At 71.5% G+C, this 16,756-nt stretch carries 10 protein-coding genes and 1 pseudogene; 3 read left to right on the top strand and 8 right to left on the bottom strand.

The window, feature by feature from the left end; translation table 11 throughout:
• Window positions 1–25: 25 nt before the first annotated feature.
• The 3 genes from OHN74_RS32100 to rpsO all read right to left on the bottom strand — a co-directional run bounded on the left by OHN74_RS32100 (window position 26) and on the right by rpsO (window position 4,223).
• The gene (locus tag OHN74_RS32100; protein WP_327698052.1) at window positions 26–1,405 is read right to left on the bottom strand and encodes a M16 family metallopeptidase; all 1,380 of its coding nucleotides are present in this window, start codon (window positions 1,403–1,405) and stop codon (window positions 26–28) included.
• Window positions 1,402–3,618 (bottom strand): polyribonucleotide nucleotidyltransferase, encoded by a 2,217-nt coding sequence (locus OHN74_RS32095; RefSeq protein ID WP_327698051.1) that lies wholly within the window; start codon window positions 3,616–3,618, stop codon window positions 1,402–1,404. Before OHN74_RS32095 ends, OHN74_RS32100 begins: the two co-directional genes overlap by 4 nt.
• 317 nt (window positions 3,619–3,935) lie before the next feature.
• Window positions 3,936–4,223, bottom strand: a complete 288-nt coding sequence (gene rpsO / locus OHN74_RS32090; RefSeq protein ID WP_189149835.1) for a 30S ribosomal protein S15 — start codon at window positions 4,221–4,223, stop codon at window positions 3,936–3,938.
• Between the two features lie 308 nt (window positions 4,224–4,531).
• On the opposite strand from rpsO, the gene OHN74_RS32085 reads away from it, so the two are divergent.
• From OHN74_RS32085 to OHN74_RS32075, 3 genes and pseudogenes are all read left to right on the top strand, one after another.
• Complete coding sequence (locus OHN74_RS32085) at window positions 4,532–4,915, top strand: DUF397 domain-containing protein (RefSeq protein WP_327698050.1); 384 nt, start codon at window positions 4,532–4,534, stop codon at window positions 4,913–4,915.
• Between the two features lie 416 nt (window positions 4,916–5,331).
• Window positions 5,332–5,544, top strand: a pseudogene (locus OHN74_RS32080) (SCO5717 family growth-regulating ATPase); the annotation flags it as partial.
• A gap of 405 nt (window positions 5,545–5,949) precedes the next feature.
• The gene (locus tag OHN74_RS32075; protein ID WP_327700352.1) at window positions 5,950–9,705 is read left to right on the top strand and encodes a MinD/ParA family ATP-binding protein; all 3,756 of its coding nucleotides are present in this window, start codon (window positions 5,950–5,952) and stop codon (window positions 9,703–9,705) included.
• A gap of 84 nt (window positions 9,706–9,789) precedes the next feature.
• Here the strand turns inward: OHN74_RS32075 and OHN74_RS32070 are convergent, their stop codons facing one another.
• From OHN74_RS32070 to OHN74_RS32050, 5 genes are all read right to left on the bottom strand, one after another.
• Complete coding sequence (locus OHN74_RS32070; RefSeq protein WP_327698049.1) at window positions 9,790–10,743, bottom strand: bifunctional riboflavin kinase/FAD synthetase; 954 nt, start codon at window positions 10,741–10,743, stop codon at window positions 9,790–9,792.
• A gap of 207 nt (window positions 10,744–10,950) precedes the next feature.
• Window positions 10,951–14,646 (bottom strand): trypsin-like peptidase domain-containing protein, encoded by a 3,696-nt coding sequence (locus OHN74_RS32065; RefSeq protein WP_327698048.1) that lies wholly within the window; start codon window positions 14,644–14,646, stop codon window positions 10,951–10,953.
• 281 nt (window positions 14,647–14,927) lie between these two features.
• Window positions 14,928–15,836 carry a tRNA pseudouridine(55) synthase TruB gene (truB, locus tag OHN74_RS32060; protein ID WP_327698047.1) on the bottom strand — a complete coding sequence of 303 codons (909 nt, stop codon included), beginning with the start codon at window positions 15,834–15,836 and terminating at the stop codon, window positions 14,928–14,930.
• Window positions 15,833–16,282: a 30S ribosome-binding factor RbfA gene (gene rbfA / locus OHN74_RS32055; protein WP_327698046.1), complete on the bottom strand. Its 450-nt coding sequence runs from the start codon at window positions 16,280–16,282 to the stop codon at window positions 15,833–15,835. Before rbfA ends, truB begins: the two co-directional genes overlap by 4 nt.
• A 71-nt stretch (window positions 16,283–16,353) precedes the next feature.
• Entirely contained in the window at window positions 16,354–16,647 is a 294-nt protein-coding gene (locus OHN74_RS32050) for a DUF503 domain-containing protein (protein WP_044472747.1), read from the bottom strand.
• Window positions 16,648–16,756 lie beyond the last annotated feature (109 nt).

The raw sequence follows: 16,756 nt of genomic DNA, 5'->3' as shown, positions 1-16,756 counted from the left end.
AGCGGGTGTGGAGCGGATACGGCCGTCAGGCGACCGCTTCGTGCAGGCGTGCCGCCTGCTTGTCCTTGAGCGGGCCGATGACCGCCAGCGACGGGCGCTGTCCCAGGATCTCGTGGGCGACCTCACGGACCGCGTCCGGGGTGACCTCGGCGATCCGGGCCAGCATGTCGTCGACGGACATCTGGTCGCCCCAGCACAGTTCGCTCTTGCCGATACGGTTCATCAGCGCACCCGTGTCCTCCAGGCCGAGGACCGTCGAACCGCGCAACTGGCCGATGGCGCGGCCGATCTCCTCGTCGGAGAGGCCGTGCTCGGCGACGTGGTCGAGTTCGTCGCGGCAGATCTTCAGCACGTCGTGGACCTGCGAGGGCCGGCAGCCCGCGTACACGCCGAAGAGGCCGCAGTCGGCGAAGCCGGACGTGTAGGAGTACACGCTGTACGCAAGGCCCCGCTTCTCCCGGACCTCCTGGAAGAGCCGGGACGACATCCCGCCGCCGAGGGCCGTGTTGAGCACGCCCAGTGCCCAGCGGCGCTCGTCCGTGCGGGCCAGACCCGGCATGCCGAGAACGACATGGGCCTGCTCGGTCTTGCGGCCGAGCAGTTCGACGCGGCCGGCCGCCTTGATGCTGCGGCGGCCGTCGCGCGGGGCGATCGGCGCGGCGTCGGGCTTCTTGAGGGCGCCGGCCTTCTCGAAGGCCGCGCGGACCTGGCGTACGACCTTGTTGTGGTCGACGTTGCCGGCCGCCGCGACGACGAGGTGGGTCGGGTCGTAGTGCTTCTTGTAGAAGCGGCGGATGCGGTCCGCCGTGAGGGCGTTGACCGTGTCGACCGTGCCGAGGACCGGGCGGCCCAGGGGGGTGTCACCGAGCATGGTGTGCGCGAACAGGTCGTGCACACAGTCGCCCGGGTCGTCCTCCGTCATCGCGATCTCTTCGAGGATGGCGCCGCGCTCGACGTTGACGTCGTCTTCGAGGATCAGGGAGCCCGTGAGCATGTCGCAGACGACGTCGATGGCGAGCGGGAGGTCGGTGTCGAGCACACGCGCGTAGTAGCACGTGTACTCCTTCGCCGTGAACGCGTTCATCTCGCCGCCGACCGCGTCGATCGCGGAGGAGATGTCCAGCGCCGACCTGCGCGTGGTGCCCTTGAAGAGCAGGTGCTCCAGGTAGTGCGTGGCGCCGTTCAGGGTCGGCGTCTCGTCGCGGGAGCCGACGTGGGCCCAGATGCCGAAGGTCGCGGAGCGGACCGACGGCAGGGTTTCGGTGACGATGCGCAGGCCGCCCGGGAGGGTGGTCTTACGGACCGTGCCGATGCCGTTGGTGCCCTTGATCAGGGTTTGCGTACGGGCGACGGCCCGCGCCTCCGAAGAGGTGCGGGCCGTCGCCGTGGAGCTGCTCGACGTCACTGGTCGGTGTCGTCCTTCTTGTCCTCGTCGCCTTCACCCTCGATGACCGGGATGAGCGACAGCTTGCCGCGGGAGTCGATCTCGGCGATCTCGACCTGGACCTTGGAGCCGACGGCCACCACGTCCTCGACGTTCTCCACGCGCTTGCCGCCGGCGAGCTTGCGGATCTGCGAGATGTGCAGCAGACCGTCCTTGCCCGGGAGCAGCGACACGAACGCGCCGAAGGTGGTCGTCTTCACGACCGTACCCAGGTAGCGCTCGCCGACCTCCGGCATGGTCGGGTTGGCGATCGAGTTGATCGTCGCGCGGGCCGCCTCGGCCTGCGAGCCGACCTGGGCACCGATGTAGATGGTGCCGTCGTCCTCGATCGTGATCTCGGCGCCGGTGTCCTCCTGGATCTGGTTGATCATCTTGCCCTTGGGGCCGATGACCTCACCGATCTTGTCCACGGGGATCTTGACGGTGATGATCCGCGGGGCGTTGGGGGACATCTCGTCCGGCGTGTCGATCGCTTCCATCATCACGTCGAGGATGTGGAGGCGGGCGTCACGGGCCTGCTTGAGAGCGGCGGCCAGGACGGAGGCCGGGATGCCGTCCAGCTTGGTGTCGAGCTGGAGGGCGGTCACGAACTCCTTGGTGCCGGCGACCTTGAAGTCCATGTCGCCGAAGGCGTCCTCCGCACCGAGGATGTCGGTGAGGGCGACGTAGTGCGTCTCGCCCTTGATCTCCTGGGAGATCAGGCCCATGGCGATACCGGCGACGGGGGCCTTCAGCGGCACACCGGCGTTCAGCAGCGACATGGTGGAGGCGCAGACCGAGCCCATGGACGTCGAGCCGTTGGAGCCGAGGGCCTCGGACACCTGACGGATCGCGTACGGGAAGTCCTCGCGCGACGGCAGGACCGGCACGATCGCGCGCTCGGCGAGCGCGCCGTGGCCGATCTCGCGGCGCTTGGGGGAGCCGACGCGGCCGGTCTCGCCGACGGAGTACGGCGGGAAGTTGTAGTTGTGCATGTAGCGCTTGCGGGTCACCGGCGAAAGGGTGTCCAGCTGCTGCTCCATCCGGAGCATGTTGAGGGTGGTGACGCCCAGGATCTGGGTCTCGCCACGCTCGAACAGCGCCGAGCCGTGCACGCGCGGGATGGCCTCGACCTCGGCGGCGAGCGTACGGATGTCCGTGACGCCACGGCCGTCGATGCGGACCTTGTCCTTGATGACGCGCTCACGGACCAGGGACTTGGTCAGCGAGCGGTAGGCCGCGCTGATCTCCTTCTCGCGGCCCTCGAACTGCGGGAGCAGCTTCTCGGCGGCGATCTCCTTGACGCGGTCCAGCTCGGCCTCGCGGTCCTGCTTGCCGGCGATGGTGAGCGCCTGGGAGAGCTCGCTCTTGACCGCGGCGGTCAGGGCCTCCAGGACGTCGTCCTGGTAGTCGAGGAAGACGGGGAACTCGCCGGTGGGCTTGGCGGCCTTGGCGGCGAGGTCGGCCTGGGCCTTGACGAGCACCTTGATGAAGGGCTTCGCGGCGTCCAGACCGGCGGCGACGACCTCCTCGGTCGGCGCCTCGGCGCCACCCGCGACCAGCGCGATGGTCTTCTCGGTGGCCTCGGCCTCGACCATCATGATCGCGACGTCGCCGTCCTCCAGGACGCGACCGGCGACGACCATGTCGAAGACTGCGTCCTCGAGCTCGGTGTGCGTCGGGAACGCGACCCACTGGCCGTTGATCAGTGCGACGCGGACGCCGCCGATCGGGCCGGAGAAGGGCAGACCGGCCAGCTGCGTGGACGCGGAGGCGGCGTTGATCGCCACGACGTCGTACAGGTGGTCGGGGTTGAGCGCCATGATCGTGGCGACGACCTGGATCTCGTTGCGCAGGCCCTTCTTGAAGGACGGGCGCAGCGGGCGGTCAATGAGGCGGCAGGTGAGGATCGCGTCCTCGGAAGGCCGGCCCTCACGACGGAAGAAGGAACCGGGGATCTTCCCGGCCGCGTACTGGCGCTCCTCGACGTCCACCGTGAGGGGGAAGAAGTCGAGATTTTCCTTGGGCTTCTTGGAAGCTGTGGTGGCCGACAGCACCATGGTGTCGTCGTCCAGGTACGCCACGGCGGAGCCGGCGGCCTGCTTGGCCAGGCGGCCCGTCTCGAAGCGGATGGTGCGGGTGCCGAAGGAACCGTTGTCAATGACGGCCTCGGCGTAGTGGGTCTCGTTCTCCACTAGCGTTTTCTCCGATACATTTTCGTCTTTTGTCCCGTCCTGCCCGTGTGGCAGAGGGACGTGGGGTCGGAGAAGCGCGCCTTCTGATTGCGGGCCGGTCTTCGATCGAAGCACCCGGGGGTTCAGTCCCGGGGGCCACTACCGAGGACCGGCGGCGGCGAGGTGCACTTCTCCTCGTTCGTGTCCTGCGTTCGTGTCCTGCGTTCGTGTCCTGCGTATTGCGTTGTGCTACCACACTACAAAGAGGTGGTGACACTCCGCACGTACAGCAAAGGGAGCGGCCCCCTAAAAGTGGGAACCGCTCCCTCCACGGCGTCTTACTTGGCGCCCGCCGCACCGCGGCGGATGCCGAGGCGGTCGACCAGCGCACGGAAGCGCTGGATGTCCTTCTTGGCCAGGTACTGGAGAAGGCGGCGACGCTGACCGACGAGGATCAGCAGACCACGACGGGAGTGGTGGTCGTGCTTGTGCGTCTTGAGGTGCTCCGTCAGGTCCGAGATACGACGCGAGAGCATCGCGACCTGGACCTCGGGGGAGCCGGTGTCGCCCTCCTTGGTACCGAACTCGGAAATGAGCTGCTTCTTCACTGCGGCGTCGAGCGACACGCGTGCTCCTCGTAGTCTTTGTAGTAGCCACCGAGTGCCCCTGGTCCACTTCTCAGGGGAGCTTCTGTAACTCGGGAGGCGGGAATCCGCTGGGCGCGGCCTCCGGAGTCGCTGACTCCAGGGGTGCGTACACAAACGGCCGTCGCCCAGGATAGCAGCAGGCAGCGGCCGTCCTCACCGCGGTGCGCAAACAGTCCGGACGACGGGGACTCGGCCACTAGAGTGAGAACGCAGATCGTAGATCGTAGTTACGCACCGCAACACTCGTACTAGTCGTATGACGTACGTCGGGAAGGGGTCGCTTCGCCATGGCGGAGGCACAGGGCGCTCAGGACACCACGGCCGCGCAGGACGAGGACGTCAAGGCGCGCAAGGAGCGGGAGCGGGACGAGCTGTACTCCCTCGACATCTCGGGCGTCGAGTGGCACGGCGCCCCCGGTACGGAGGAGCACGAGGAGCGGGTCGAGATCGCCTATCTTCCCGATGGCGCGGTGGCCATGCGGTCGTCCCTGGACCATGACACCGTCCTCCGTTACACGGAGGCGGAGTGGACGGCGTTCGTGCTCGGGGCGCGCGACGGGGAGTTCGACCTGGAGCCGACAGAGCTCAACGGAGGGCTCGCGGCGGCCGAGGCCGGGCCTTCGGGTTCGGCTTCTGGCGCGAGTACGGATTCGGGCGGGGACGTGGAGTAGTCCGCTCAGTCGTCTCAGTCGTCCTGAGTGATGGACCGAGGGGCGGGGCCGGTGCAGTGCGCCGGCCCCGCCCCTCTTTTTCTTGCACTTTTCCGCGAAGTGCGTTGTCAGAGGGGCCGCCTACTATGCATGTGGGGTTATGACACCGGTGGGACAAATGTCGCAGCGATCCTGTCAACTCTCTTACCAGGGGCGGCGGTTCGAGCGCGGATGGGATCGGTTCCGGTCAGGCTGTGACGTAATGGACGGTCACTGGGGGGTGGACGGGCCTGCCGGGGCAGGGGTCGTGGTGATTAGGCTGGGACCGGCGTGACGCCGGAACCCGTGGACCGGGCGCCGGCGTACCGGGGGGAAAGCCGGGCAGATCGGACGACCTCCACCGCCCGACGCCGGACGACGTGGGCACCACCCACGAAATGCCGGCTTCGGACGAGACGAATACAGACGAGAAATGGTCGCCCAGCCCGGCAAGAGGGTGCTCGACCACACCAGGAGGAATTGTGAACAGCGATCCGGACGGGATCCGCGGGGGCTGGGCCACGCCCGGCGATGACCAGTCCGACGCGGAGTCCGCCAGCGAGATGACGGGCGAGTTCACCATCGATTACGCGACGCCTGCCTGGTACACGCAGAACGCGTCGGGGGCGTCGGGGGACGAGACCAGGGCCGAGTCGGAGGCCGATTCGGCCGATGGCACAGATGCGGATGCGGACTCGGAAGGGGATGCGGACGCCGGTTCGGGTACCGGTGCGGAGGGTTCCGTCCCCGGTACTGCGCCTACGCCTGTTGCCGCTCCAGGTCACGCTCCTGCATCTGCACCTGCGAGTCCTGTGGCTGTGCCCCGGCTGCCGGTGGGCAGCGGGTTCCAGCCCGCGGCACCGCAGTCGGCGCCTCCGGCCGGGGCGCCCGTCGGCGGTCCCGCGAGCCCTACGGCAGTCCCCAGCTTTCCCATGGGCGGATTCCAAGGCCAGTGGACCCCTCCGGCACCTCCTGCCCCTCCGGCCCCGACCGCTCCGACCGCTCCGCCCGCTGATGTGGCGGGGGACGGCGACCTGGAGAGCGGCTCGACCATGCGGATCTCCCCTGCCGCCGCGCAGCGCGACTTCGCGGAGCGCGCCGCTGCCGAGGCCCCCCAGAACCAGCAGGAGCAGCAGGCGCCACAGGAGCCGGTGGTCGTGGCTGACGGCGGCGGTGAGTCCGGTGACGACTCCGTCGGTGCGGCCGTCGAGGGCGAGGCTGTCGCTGCTGTTGCGGGGAACACCCCTGAGTCCGTGGACGCCATGGACACCGTGGACGACGTAGATGACGTAGATGACGTAGATGGCTTGGTGGAGCCCGTCACAGAGGGTCAGGTTGTCGCGGACCGGGCGGGAACCGAGGACGAGGGCCACGAAGGTACTGACGTCAGCGAGGTCACCGAAGAAGCGGTGAGCAGCGCCGCGCCCCCGGTCCAGCTCCAGGAGGCCGAGCCCCAGGACCAGGACGCCATTGAGGACGCCGTACCGCCGCAGGACGTCGAGCCCACGGACGCGAACACGACGACCGACGCCCAGGACGGCGAGCTTGATGAAGCGACGGCGGTCGACGTGGAGCCCGAGGTGCCTGTAGCCACGGACCCGGTGGCCACCGAGCCTGTAGCCGCCGAGATCGCCGAGGGCACGGAGCCCGAGGCTGCCGCTGAGCCCGAGGACGCGGAGCCGGTTCCGGATGCGGTCGACGATGTGCGGGGCTCGGCGCCGGTGGGCCCCCCTCCGGGCTCGGTGCCCAGCGCACCGCTCAACATGCCCCCGCTGCCGGAGGGCGCGCCCGGGACCGTGCCACCCTCGTGGGCTCCCTCGGCGAAGTCCCAGGGCGGGCTGCCGCCGCTGCCTCCGTCGTACCAGCCGGCCGGTGCTCCCGCCTCGGCGGGACAGTGGCCCGCCCAGCCTCAGCCTCAGCCCCCGACTCAGCCGGAAGCCGGGCCTGTCCAGCCCCAGGCCGCATCGGCCGCCCCGGCACCGGGCCGGCCTCAGCCTCCCGCCGTGCCGGGCCAGCAGCCGCCCGTACCGTCTGCGCAGCCCCCGTTCCAGCCGCAGGCCCCCCAGCCCGCGCCCGCCGCCTGGAACGCTCCTCCGGCAACCCCGCAGGCGGGGTACGGCTTCCCGCCTCCCCACCCGGCAGCGGCGGCCCCTGCGCCGTCACCGGGTGCGCCGCCCGCCGGCTACGGATTCCCGCCACAGGCAGCGTCGTCCGCCCCCACGGGGCCCAACGCCCAGGACGGATACGGCTTCCCGCCCCCGGGCGACCGGCCTCCGGCCCCGAACGCCCAGGGCGGCCACGGCGCCTTCCCTCCGCCGGGCGCACCTGTCCCGAACCCGGCAGGCCCCAACGCCCAAGGCGGGCATGCCTTCCCTCCCCCGGGCACCCCGGCCCCCACGCCGGACGCTCCCCCGGCCGGATACGGCTTCCCACAGCCGGGCGCACCCACCCCCAACCCCGTGGGCCCCAACGCCCAAGGCGGGTACGGCTTCCCGGCTCCCGCCACCCCGGCCCCCGCGCCCGACGACTCCCCTGCCGGGTACGGCTTCCCGCACCCGGCAGCACCGGCCGCCGACCCGGCCCACACCGCGGGCCCGGCGCCCGCTGCACCTCACCCCCAAGGCGGTTACGGCTTCCCCCAGCCCGGCGCACCCGCCCCGAACCCGGCGAGCCCCAACGCCCAGGGCGGGCATGCCTTCCCGCCCCCGGGCACCCCGGCCCCCGCCACGGCCCCGAGCACTCCTGCCCCCACGCCGGACGCTCCCCCGGCCGGATACGGCTTCCCGCACCCCGGACAGCCTGTCGCTCCCGGGGGTCCCACCGACACCACAGGCCCGGCGCCCACACCTGCCCACCCCCAGAGCGGCTACGGCCTGCCCCAGCCGGCAGCACCCGCCCCGGACCCGGCAGGCCCCAACGCCCAAGGCGGGGACGGCTTCCCGGCTCCCGCCACCCCGGCCCCAGCCGCAGCCACCGCGCCGAGCACTCCGGCCCCCGCGCCGGGCGCTCCCGCCGGGTACGGCTTCCCGCACCCCGGCGCCCTGGCCGCCCCCGGCTCCCCCCAACCCCCGGCTCCCGCCACCCCGGGTCACCCTGCTCCCCCGGCACCGGCCAACGCCGCACCCCCGAGCCCCGCGCCCGCACCGACCGCGCCCGACCCCCAGGACGGGTACGGCTTCCCGCCCCCCGCCGGTCCTCCCGCGCCCGCGCAGCCCGGGTACGGGTTCCCGCACCCCGGGGGGCCCGACGGAGCGCCCGGTGGGTATGGGTTCCCCTTCCCGCAGGCGCCCGCGCAGGAGGTGCCGCCGCAGCCTCAGGTGCCGCAGCAGTTCGAAGCACCTCACCCGCAAGGCGTGCCTCAGTCGCCCCCGCACGTGCCGGGGCAGCAGGTACCGGGTGCCGTTCCCCCGTCGCCCCCGCAACCGGCCTACGGCCGGCCGGAGCCGCAGGGCATGCCCGGAGTTCCGCAGCCGGGGCATCCCGCCGGGCCGCAGCCGCCCGTGGATCCGCGTACCGGGGCCGCCTGGCCGCAGCCCATGCAGCACGACCAGCGGCAGATGACCAACCCCGGTGTCGCGCCGCTCGGTTACACCGCGGCCGTCGAGCTGTCCTCCGACCGGCTGCTCAACAACAAGAAGCAGAAGGCGAAGAGCGGCCGGCCCGCGGCCTCGTCCTCCCGGTTCAAGATCGGCGGGAAGAAGGAGGAGGCCGAGCGGCAGCGCAAGCTCGAACTGATCCGTACACCGGTGCTGTCCTGCTATCGCATCGCCGTCATCAGCCTCAAGGGCGGTGTCGGCAAGACGACCACGACCACCGCGCTCGGCTCGACCCTCGCCACCGAGCGGCAGGACAAGATCCTCGCCATCGACGCCAACCCGGACGCCGGCACGCTCGGCCGCCGCGTGCGGCGCGAGACCGGGGCCACCATCCGTGACCTCGTCCAGGCGATCCCGTACCTCAACTCGTACATGGACATCCGGCGGTTCACGTCCCAGGCGCCGTCCGGGCTGGAGATCATCGCCAACGACGTCGACCCGGCCGTCTCCACAGCCTTCAACGACGAGGACTACCGGCGCGCGATCGACGTGCTGGGCAGGCAGTACCCGATCATCCTGACCGACTCCGGTACCGGACTGCTCTACAGCGCCATGCGCGGCGTACTCGACCTGGCCGATCAGCTGATCATCATCTCGACGCCGTCCGTGGACGGTGCCAGCAGCGCCAGTACGACGCTGGACTGGCTGTCCGCGCACGGGTACGCGGATCTGGTCTCGCGGTCCCTCACCGTCATCTCGGGCGTGCGCGAGACCGGCAAGATGATCAAGGTGGAGGACATCGTCTCCCACTTCGAGACGCGCTGCCGGGGCGTCATCACCGTGCCCTTCGACGAGCATCTCGCCGCCGGTGCCGAGGTCGACCTCGACATGATGCGGCCCAAGGTGCGCGAGGCCTACTTCAACCTCGCCGCGATGATCGCCGAGGACTTCGTACGCCACCAGCAGATGCACGGGCTGTGGACCTCGGACGGCAACCCGCCCCCGGTCGCCGCCCCACCGTTGCCGGGACAGCAGCAGATTCATGGTCAGCCGGCGCAGGGACAGCCGTACCCGGCCCCGCCCGGTCAGCCGGGGCAGTACCCGCCGCCGCCCCAGCCCGGCCAGCCGTACCCGCCGCACCAGCCGTACGGCTACCCGCCGCAGCCGGGGCAGCCCTACCAGCCGCCTCAGCAGCAGCCCCAGCCTCCGCAGCCCGGTTACCCGCAGCAGCAGTAGGGCGAAGTGAACAGAGAAGGCGGCCGGTGCCCGAGGGCACCGGCCGCCTTCTCTTGTACCTGCTGCCTGTTACCTACTGCCTGCTCAGCGCTGTTCGGCCGCCGCGATCAGCTCGCGGCACTTCTTCACGTCCTCGGACATCTGGACGAGCAGCGCGTCCAGCGAGTCGAACTTGGCCTGGCCGCGCACGAACGCCAGGAAGTCGACGGCGACGTGCAGGCCGTACAGATCGAGGCCCACACGGTCGATGGCGTACGCCTCCACCGTCCGTTCCGTGCCGTCGAACTGCGGGTTCGTGCCGACGGAGATCGCCGCGGGCATCTCCTCGCCGTCCGCGTGCAGCCAGCCCGCGTAGACACCGTCGGCGGGGATCGCGGTGTGCGGCAGCGTCTCCACGTTGGCGGTGGGGAAGCCGAGTTCACGGCCTCGCTGGGCGCCCCGGACCACGATGCCCTCCACCCGGTGCGGGCGGCCGAGGATCTCGCCGGCGCCCTCGACGTCACCCTCACCGACCAGGCGACGCGTCAGCGTGGACGAGAACGGCTCGCCGCCGCCCGCCTCGCCCGACACGTACAGGTCGACGACCTCGACCTCGAAGTCGTACGTACGGCCGAGTTCGGTCAGGAACTCCACGTTGCCGGCCGCCTTGTGACCGAAACGGAAGTTCGGGCCCTCGACGACCGCCCGGGCGTGCAGCTTGTCGACCAGGACCTTGACCACGAAGTCGGCCGGGGAGAGCTTCGAGAACTCCTTGGTGAACGGGAGGATGAGAACGGCGTCCACACCCAGCTCGGCCATCAGTTCGGCGCGACGGTGGTGCGGCGCCAGTAGCGGCGGGTGGCTGCCGGGGCGCAGGACCTCGCTGGGGTGCGGGTCGAACGTGACGACGACCGAGGGAACGCCCAGCTCGCGGGCGCGCTCCACGGCGTGCCGGATGATCAGCTGGTGTCCGCGGTGGACTCCGTCGTAGGAGCCGATGGTGACGACGCTGCGTCCCCAGTCCTCGGGGATGTCCTCCAAGCCACGCCAGCGTTGCACTGTGACCGCTCCTCGTCGAACCCGTGTCCGTGTCTGCCTCTTACGCAGGCCTTCTTACGCAGCTCTAAGGGTGCCATGCCGAACGCGCCCCGCTCGCATCGGCATGGAGGTGTGACGGGGCGCACGTGACAGATTGTCGACTGTTGCCATGGATGTCGCCCGGAAGGGCGCTTCGAGGCCGCTCGCGAGGGCGATTCCAGGCGCCGTTCAGGCAGGGACCCGTACCCCCGCCAGGTTCTCGATCATGCGACGGGTGCTGGGGCCGACCACGACGGCCCACTCCCCGGGAGTGTCGGTCAGCCATCCCGCCACCAGCACCGCGAATCCGGGCACCCGCCTGGCCAACTCGACCAGCACACAGTCGAAACGCGTCGCGCCGTCCGGAGTACGTACGAGGAGCAGTCCGCAGCGGTGCACCAGGCCCCGGGTGCGCGGCTCGCCGTGGCGGCTCGCGCCCTCAGCGGTCGCACGGAGCAGCGCGTCCAGGACGGTGGGGTCGTGCTCCCGGGTCAGAAGGGCTTCGAGGAGTTCATGGCGGAGGGCGTGGGAGACGGGTGCCCCGGGCGCGGCCAGCACGGTCGCGAGGGCCTCGCGCACCGGAGCCCGTCCGCCGTCGAGGAGGCCGGTGACCAGCGGAAGGAGCACGGGCCGGACGGTGGGACCGTGGTCGAGGCGCCGGTCCACGTACGCGGCCAGGTGCCTCGCGGTCTCCGGGTGCCGCTCCGCCACCTCGCGTACGAGGGCGGCGACCCGGCGGGCCAGGGCCGGGGTCGTGACGTCGGCGAGGGTGCGCAGGGCGTCGCCCGCCTCCGGCCCGAGCAGCCTGGCCCGGAACGCGTCGAGGACCGGCTCCGGGTGGGTCGTCAGGGCGGCCACCAGGGCGCTCGGCGGCAGCTGCGGGTCGCCGGCCGTGAAGTGCCGCAGCGCCTGCGGGAGATGGCGGTCGCGGGTACGCGGATCGCGGACGAGGAGCGCGAGCGCGCCACCGTGCAGGGTGCAGTCGGCGGGGCGGGCGAGCAGGGCCAGGGCCGCGTAGCGCAGAAGGTCGCGGTCGGCCTCCGTACGCACATGGGAGGCCGCCCGCGGTCCGTACGCCACTGCCGCGACCCGTCGGGCCGGCCGCTCGTCGTGCGCCCACCGGTCCACGGCCCGGCAGACGGCGGACGGCTCCTCCTCGGCGAGCACGGCGAGGAGTTCGTCCCCACACCGGTGCGCACTGTCGACGAGCACTTCGATCAGGTCGTCCAGCGCCCGGTGCCGGTGGGTGTGGAGCAGCGCCTGGGCGGCGGTCGCCACGGTCGCGTCCGGTGTCGCGGGCAGCGGACGGTCGTCGTCGAACCAGCGGGCGAGAAGCGGTTGTACGGCGGCGGGGTCGGCGGCGAGCAGCTGGGCCACGGCGTCCAGGTAACGGGGCTGGTCGGACCGGGCCCGAGGTTCGTCGCCGACGACGAGCCGGCGGAGCAGATCGAAGCGGGCGACCTCGGGGAGACGGAGCGCGGTCCAGAACGAGGGGCCCAACTCCGGCGGCACCGTCCGGTTCCGGCGGCGCCGGGCCGCGATGTGGTCGGCGAGGAGACGCAGGACATGGATGTACGGGGTCGCGTCGGGGACGTGGCGGAGTACTTCGGTGAGGAGGTGGGTCGCCCACCAGGCGGAGGCCGGCGTGCGGGAGGCGGCTGCGGCGTCCAGGGCGTGCACCAACTCCCGGAGGCGGTGCGCCAGTTCGGGGTCGCCGTGCTGGCGGGCGAGGAGCAGCAGCGACTGGACCACCGGTCCGATGCGGTGGTGCGGCACGGGGACCGGGGCCGTGTCGCTGCCGTTCTCGGGGCGGCGCCTGTGGACCAGGGCGTGCAGCGCCTCGTCGAGGTCCAGGTGCGTGCCCTGGATCCAGTCGGCGAGCTCCTCGTGGGCGAAGCGGTAGCCGGTGCCGGCGGGGACGAGGAGGCCCTCGGTGAGGACGGCGGAGGCCCAGCCCGTGCCACCGCCCAGGCGGGCCGGTGCGGGGCCCCAGGGGAAGACGGACTCGAAGGAGGCGCGGTCCAGCTCGCCCTGTCCGGGGCCCAGACTGCGACGGGCGGCCTCGTGGATCTGGCCGGAGACCCTGGCGGCGAGGCGACGCACGGGGGTGCCGCGCAGGCCGTTCTCGGCGGCGAGGCGGACGGCGATGCGCAGGCACATCAGGTCGAGGTAGGCGGTGAAGACGTCGTGGCGGTCGAGGCGGGGGGTGGCGGCGGTCTCGGGGAAGGTGTCGGGGAGGGCGGCGCGGACCTCGGAGAGCAGGCGGAGGGTGAGGGGGTGGCGGGCGTCCTCGGGAGTGAGGGCGTTCGGGGGGATGGCGTAGCGGGCCTGGGCTCGGAGGGCTTCGGCTTCGGTGAGGTCGGTGAGGTGGAGGTGGTGCGGGGGGTGCGGCGGGCCTGGGGTTGTTTCGCCCCCGCCGCCCTTACCCGTCCCGTCCTCGGGCGCTGCGCCCCCGAACCCCCCTTTCGCACCGAACGCGCTCGTCCTCGAACGCCGGACGGGCTGAACGGTGTCGGCCGCCGCTGGAGAGGGGATCCCCGTCTGTTCCCAGTACTCCGGGCGGCAGGCCATCACCAGCCGGGCGTTCGTCTCCTGGAGCCACTTCTCCGTCGCCCGCGTCCACTCGGGGGCTCGGTGGGCCAGGCGCGGAGGCATTTCCTCCGGGCCGTCGAGGAGAAGCAGGAGGGGGCGGTCGCTGTCGTGGGCGAGGCGGGCCAGGCGTTCCGGGGTGATGTCGCCCAGGTCGGCGCCGTATGTGCCAGAGGCGGCCACGATGCGGGCCGCCCGGTCCAGTGCGCGGCGGGTCGCGTCCGCCACCGAGGTGTCTTCGTCGCGCAGGTCCGCGCCGCGCAGCCACAGGGTGGGGGCCGGTTCCGTGTCCCGGTGGCGACGGGCGGCGAGGGCCGCGAGTTCCGTCGTACGGCCGCTGCCCGGGGCCCCGACCAGTCCGAGGACGACGGCCGGGGTGTCGCGTACGGCGGTGAACGCCTTCAACTCCCTTGCCAGTTCGGCTCGTTCGACCGGCTCGACCGCACCTGCGTCCAGGCCGCCCGAGGTATGGCCGACGAAGCCCGCCAGGGCGCCCGGTGGTCCGTCCGAGCCCATCGAGGTGGCCGTCAGTTCCAGGACTCCCGCGAGATTGAGATCGGCGCCGTACGCGGGCACCGTCGCCGCGTTACGGGCGAGGAGGTCCGCGAGGGGGCCGAGTCCGTCCGGCTGCCGGTCGCGCAGCGGGAGCGCGAAGCCGGCCGCGCGGTGTCCGGCCGGTTCTGCCGACTCGCCCGTCGGCTGCGGCAGCAGGGCGGTGCCCAGCACCCCCAGCACCGCTCCCGTCGTACGGTCGAGCACCGGTCCCCCGGCTGCGCCGCCGCCCAGTCGCAGCGCGTCGCTGCCCGCCGTACCGATCGCCAGTTCAAGGGCGTCGGGGAGGAGGTGGAAGCGGTCCGTGGCCGTGTAGGTGACGTCGGTCGTGCCGAGTACCCGCGCCTCACGCCAGCCGCCTGCCGCGATCCGGACATACGTGCCGGTCGCGACGCGGTCCCGTGCGGAGACGGGAAGTGGGTGCGCGCCCAGTCCCTCGGTGCGCACGAGAGCCAGGCCGAGGGCCGGAAGGGGCGTCACGGCATCCGCCGTGGACACCACGCATGTACGGTCGGCCGCGCCGTGCAGGACCAGCCGGGCCAGACCGTCGACCGCCTCGTGGCTGGTGATCAGCGTGCCGTGGTGGTCGGCCACGAAGCCCGTACCGCGAGGGCGTCCGGCCAGGTCGCACACCTTCACGAGCGACTCGTCGGCGGCCTCGCCCACCGATTCGCCGTCCCGCGTCTCACGCGCACCGGCCGACGGCCGACGGCCGCCCCCGGCGCGCGGGCCCCGTCCCGCCATCGTCGACCTCCCCGCCGAACACGCGAGCCTACGTACGCACGCGTCTACCGACGACGGTAGGCATCCGATGATCAGCAGGACAGAGCCTGCGACGAACGCGCCCCCTTCCGCCCCCTCGGTTCACTCCGAGCGCCTGCCCGGACGGGTGAATGAAGGGTGGGGGATGGATACACCTCTGGGTGGGGGAACCGAGGGGGAACCGTGGAGCGGCGGGAACGTGTCCCCGTGATCGCCGCTCCACGGCTCGAAACCTCGTCGGACCTCGTCGAACCTCGTCGGCCTCAGACGAAGACGGCAAGGCTCTTCGCCTTGCCCTTCTCCTCCTCCACCAGGGCGAGGACCTGCCCGGCGGGGTCGAAGACGGCCACGGCGCCCGCACCCGTGTACTGGTCGGGCATCTCCAGCCGTACGCCGTTCGTCAGCAGCCGTGCCCGCCGCTCGTCGACGTCCCAGCGGGGGAACGCGGCGGTGGCCGCCTCGGCGATCGGCATCACCGTCAGCTCCTGCTGCAACTGGTCGAGTGTCCGCGCCCCGTCCAGCTTGTACGGGCCGACCCGCGTCCGGCGCAGCGCGGTGAGGTGACCGCCGACTCCGAGGTCGGCGCCCAGGTCCCGGGCCAGCGCGCGGATGTACGTACCGGAGGAGCACACCACCGACACGACCAGGTCGAGTACGGGGGTGCCGTCGGCCGCGACCGCTTCCCGGACGTCGTACACCGCGAAGGAGGAAACGGTGACCGGGCGGGCCGGGATCTCGAACTCCTCGCCCTCACGGGCCCGTTTGTAGGAGCGCACCCCGTTGATCTTGATGGCGCTGACCTTGGACGGCACCTGCATGATGCGGCCGGTCAGCTTGGCGACACCGGCGTCGACGGCCTCGCGGGTGATCCCGGAGGCGTCGGTGGAGGAGATGACGTCCCCCTCGGCGTCGTCGGTGAGCGTGTTCTGTCCGAGGCGGACCGTGCCCAGGTACTCCTTCTCGGTCAGCGCGAGATGGCCGAGAAGCTTGGTCGCCCGCTCCACCCCGAGGACGAGCACGCCCGTGGCCATGGGGTCGAGGGTGCCGGCATGACCGACACGGCGGGTCTTGGCGATCCCACGCATCTTGGCGACCACGTCGTGCGAAGTGAAGCCCGACGGCTTGTCGACAATGACAAGCCCGTCGGGCGTCCTGGCGTTCTTCTGCGTCATTCGGCGGTGTCGTCCTCGTCCTCGTCCTCAGGCTTCTTGTACGGGTCCGCGTCACCGGCGAACGCGGCACCCGCGGACGCCTGGCGCACCTGCTCGTCGGAGGCACGGGCCTTGTCGAGGAGGTCCTCGATGTTCTTGGCCGTGTCCGGGAGAGCGTCCGCGACGAAGGCCAGCGTCGGCGTGAACTTCACACCTGCGGCCTGGCCGACGGCGGAGCGAAGGACGCCCTTGGCGCTCTCCAGGCCGGCGGCAGCGGCTGCCCGGTCCTCGTCGTCCCCGTACACCGTGTAGAAGACGGTCGCCTCCCGGAGGTCCCCGGTGACCCGGGTGTCCGTGATGGTGACGTGGGTGCCGAGCCGCGGATCCTTGATCCCGCGCTGCAGCTTCTTGGCCACCACCTCTCGGATGAGGTCAGCCAACCTCTTCGCCCGCGCGTTGTCGGCCACTAGTCCGTCTCCCGTTCTTTCTGTTCTGCGTCTCTGCGGTTCTGCGGTCTTGCAAGTCTGGTTCTTCGGCTCTAGTCGTCGTCGCCGTGGAGGCGCCGTCGTACGGACAGCAGTTCCACTTCGGGGCGACCGGCGACCAGTCGCTCGCACTGGTCCAGCACATCGGTGATGTGCCCCACGTCCCCGGCGACCACCGCCAGGCCGATGCCGGCTCTGCGGTGCAGGTCCAGGTGTTCGACCTCGGCCGCGCTCACCGCGTACTTGCGCTGGAGTTCGGCGACGATCGGGCGGACGACGGAACGCTTCTCCTTCAGCGAGCGTACGTCGCCGAGCAGGAGGTCGAAGGACAGAGTCCCCACGTACATGTGTGTATCCGGATGACCCGCCGGTGCGGGATCGATGGCCCCGCCGACGGTACGGGCGGGGACATCAAGAACGGTACAGCTTGCGGGCCGGTGGCTCGACGGGATTGTT

This window comes from Streptomyces sp. NBC_00459, from assembly GCF_036013955.1.
Classification (GTDB): domain Bacteria; phylum Actinomycetota; class Actinomycetes; order Streptomycetales; family Streptomycetaceae; genus Streptomyces.
Note: the sequence above shows the minus strand (reverse complement) of the source record. Positions and strands in the feature narration are given on the sequence as shown.

Excerpts from the sequence above, each read along its gene's own strand:
- OHN74_RS32085 (WP_327698050.1), top strand. The coding sequence starts at position 4,532 with ATGGCGGAGGCACAGGGCGCTCAGGACACCACGGCCGCGCAGGACGAG.
- OHN74_RS32065 (WP_327698048.1), bottom strand. The coding sequence starts at position 14,646 with ATGGCGGGACGGGGCCCGCGCGCCGGGGGCGGCCGTCGGCCGTCGGCC.
- truB (WP_327698047.1), bottom strand. The coding sequence starts at position 15,836 with ATGACGCAGAAGAACGCCAGGACGCCCGACGGGCTTGTCATTGTCGAC.
- OHN74_RS32050 (WP_044472747.1), bottom strand. The coding sequence starts at position 16,647 with ATGTACGTGGGGACTCTGTCCTTCGACCTCCTGCTCGGCGACGTACGC.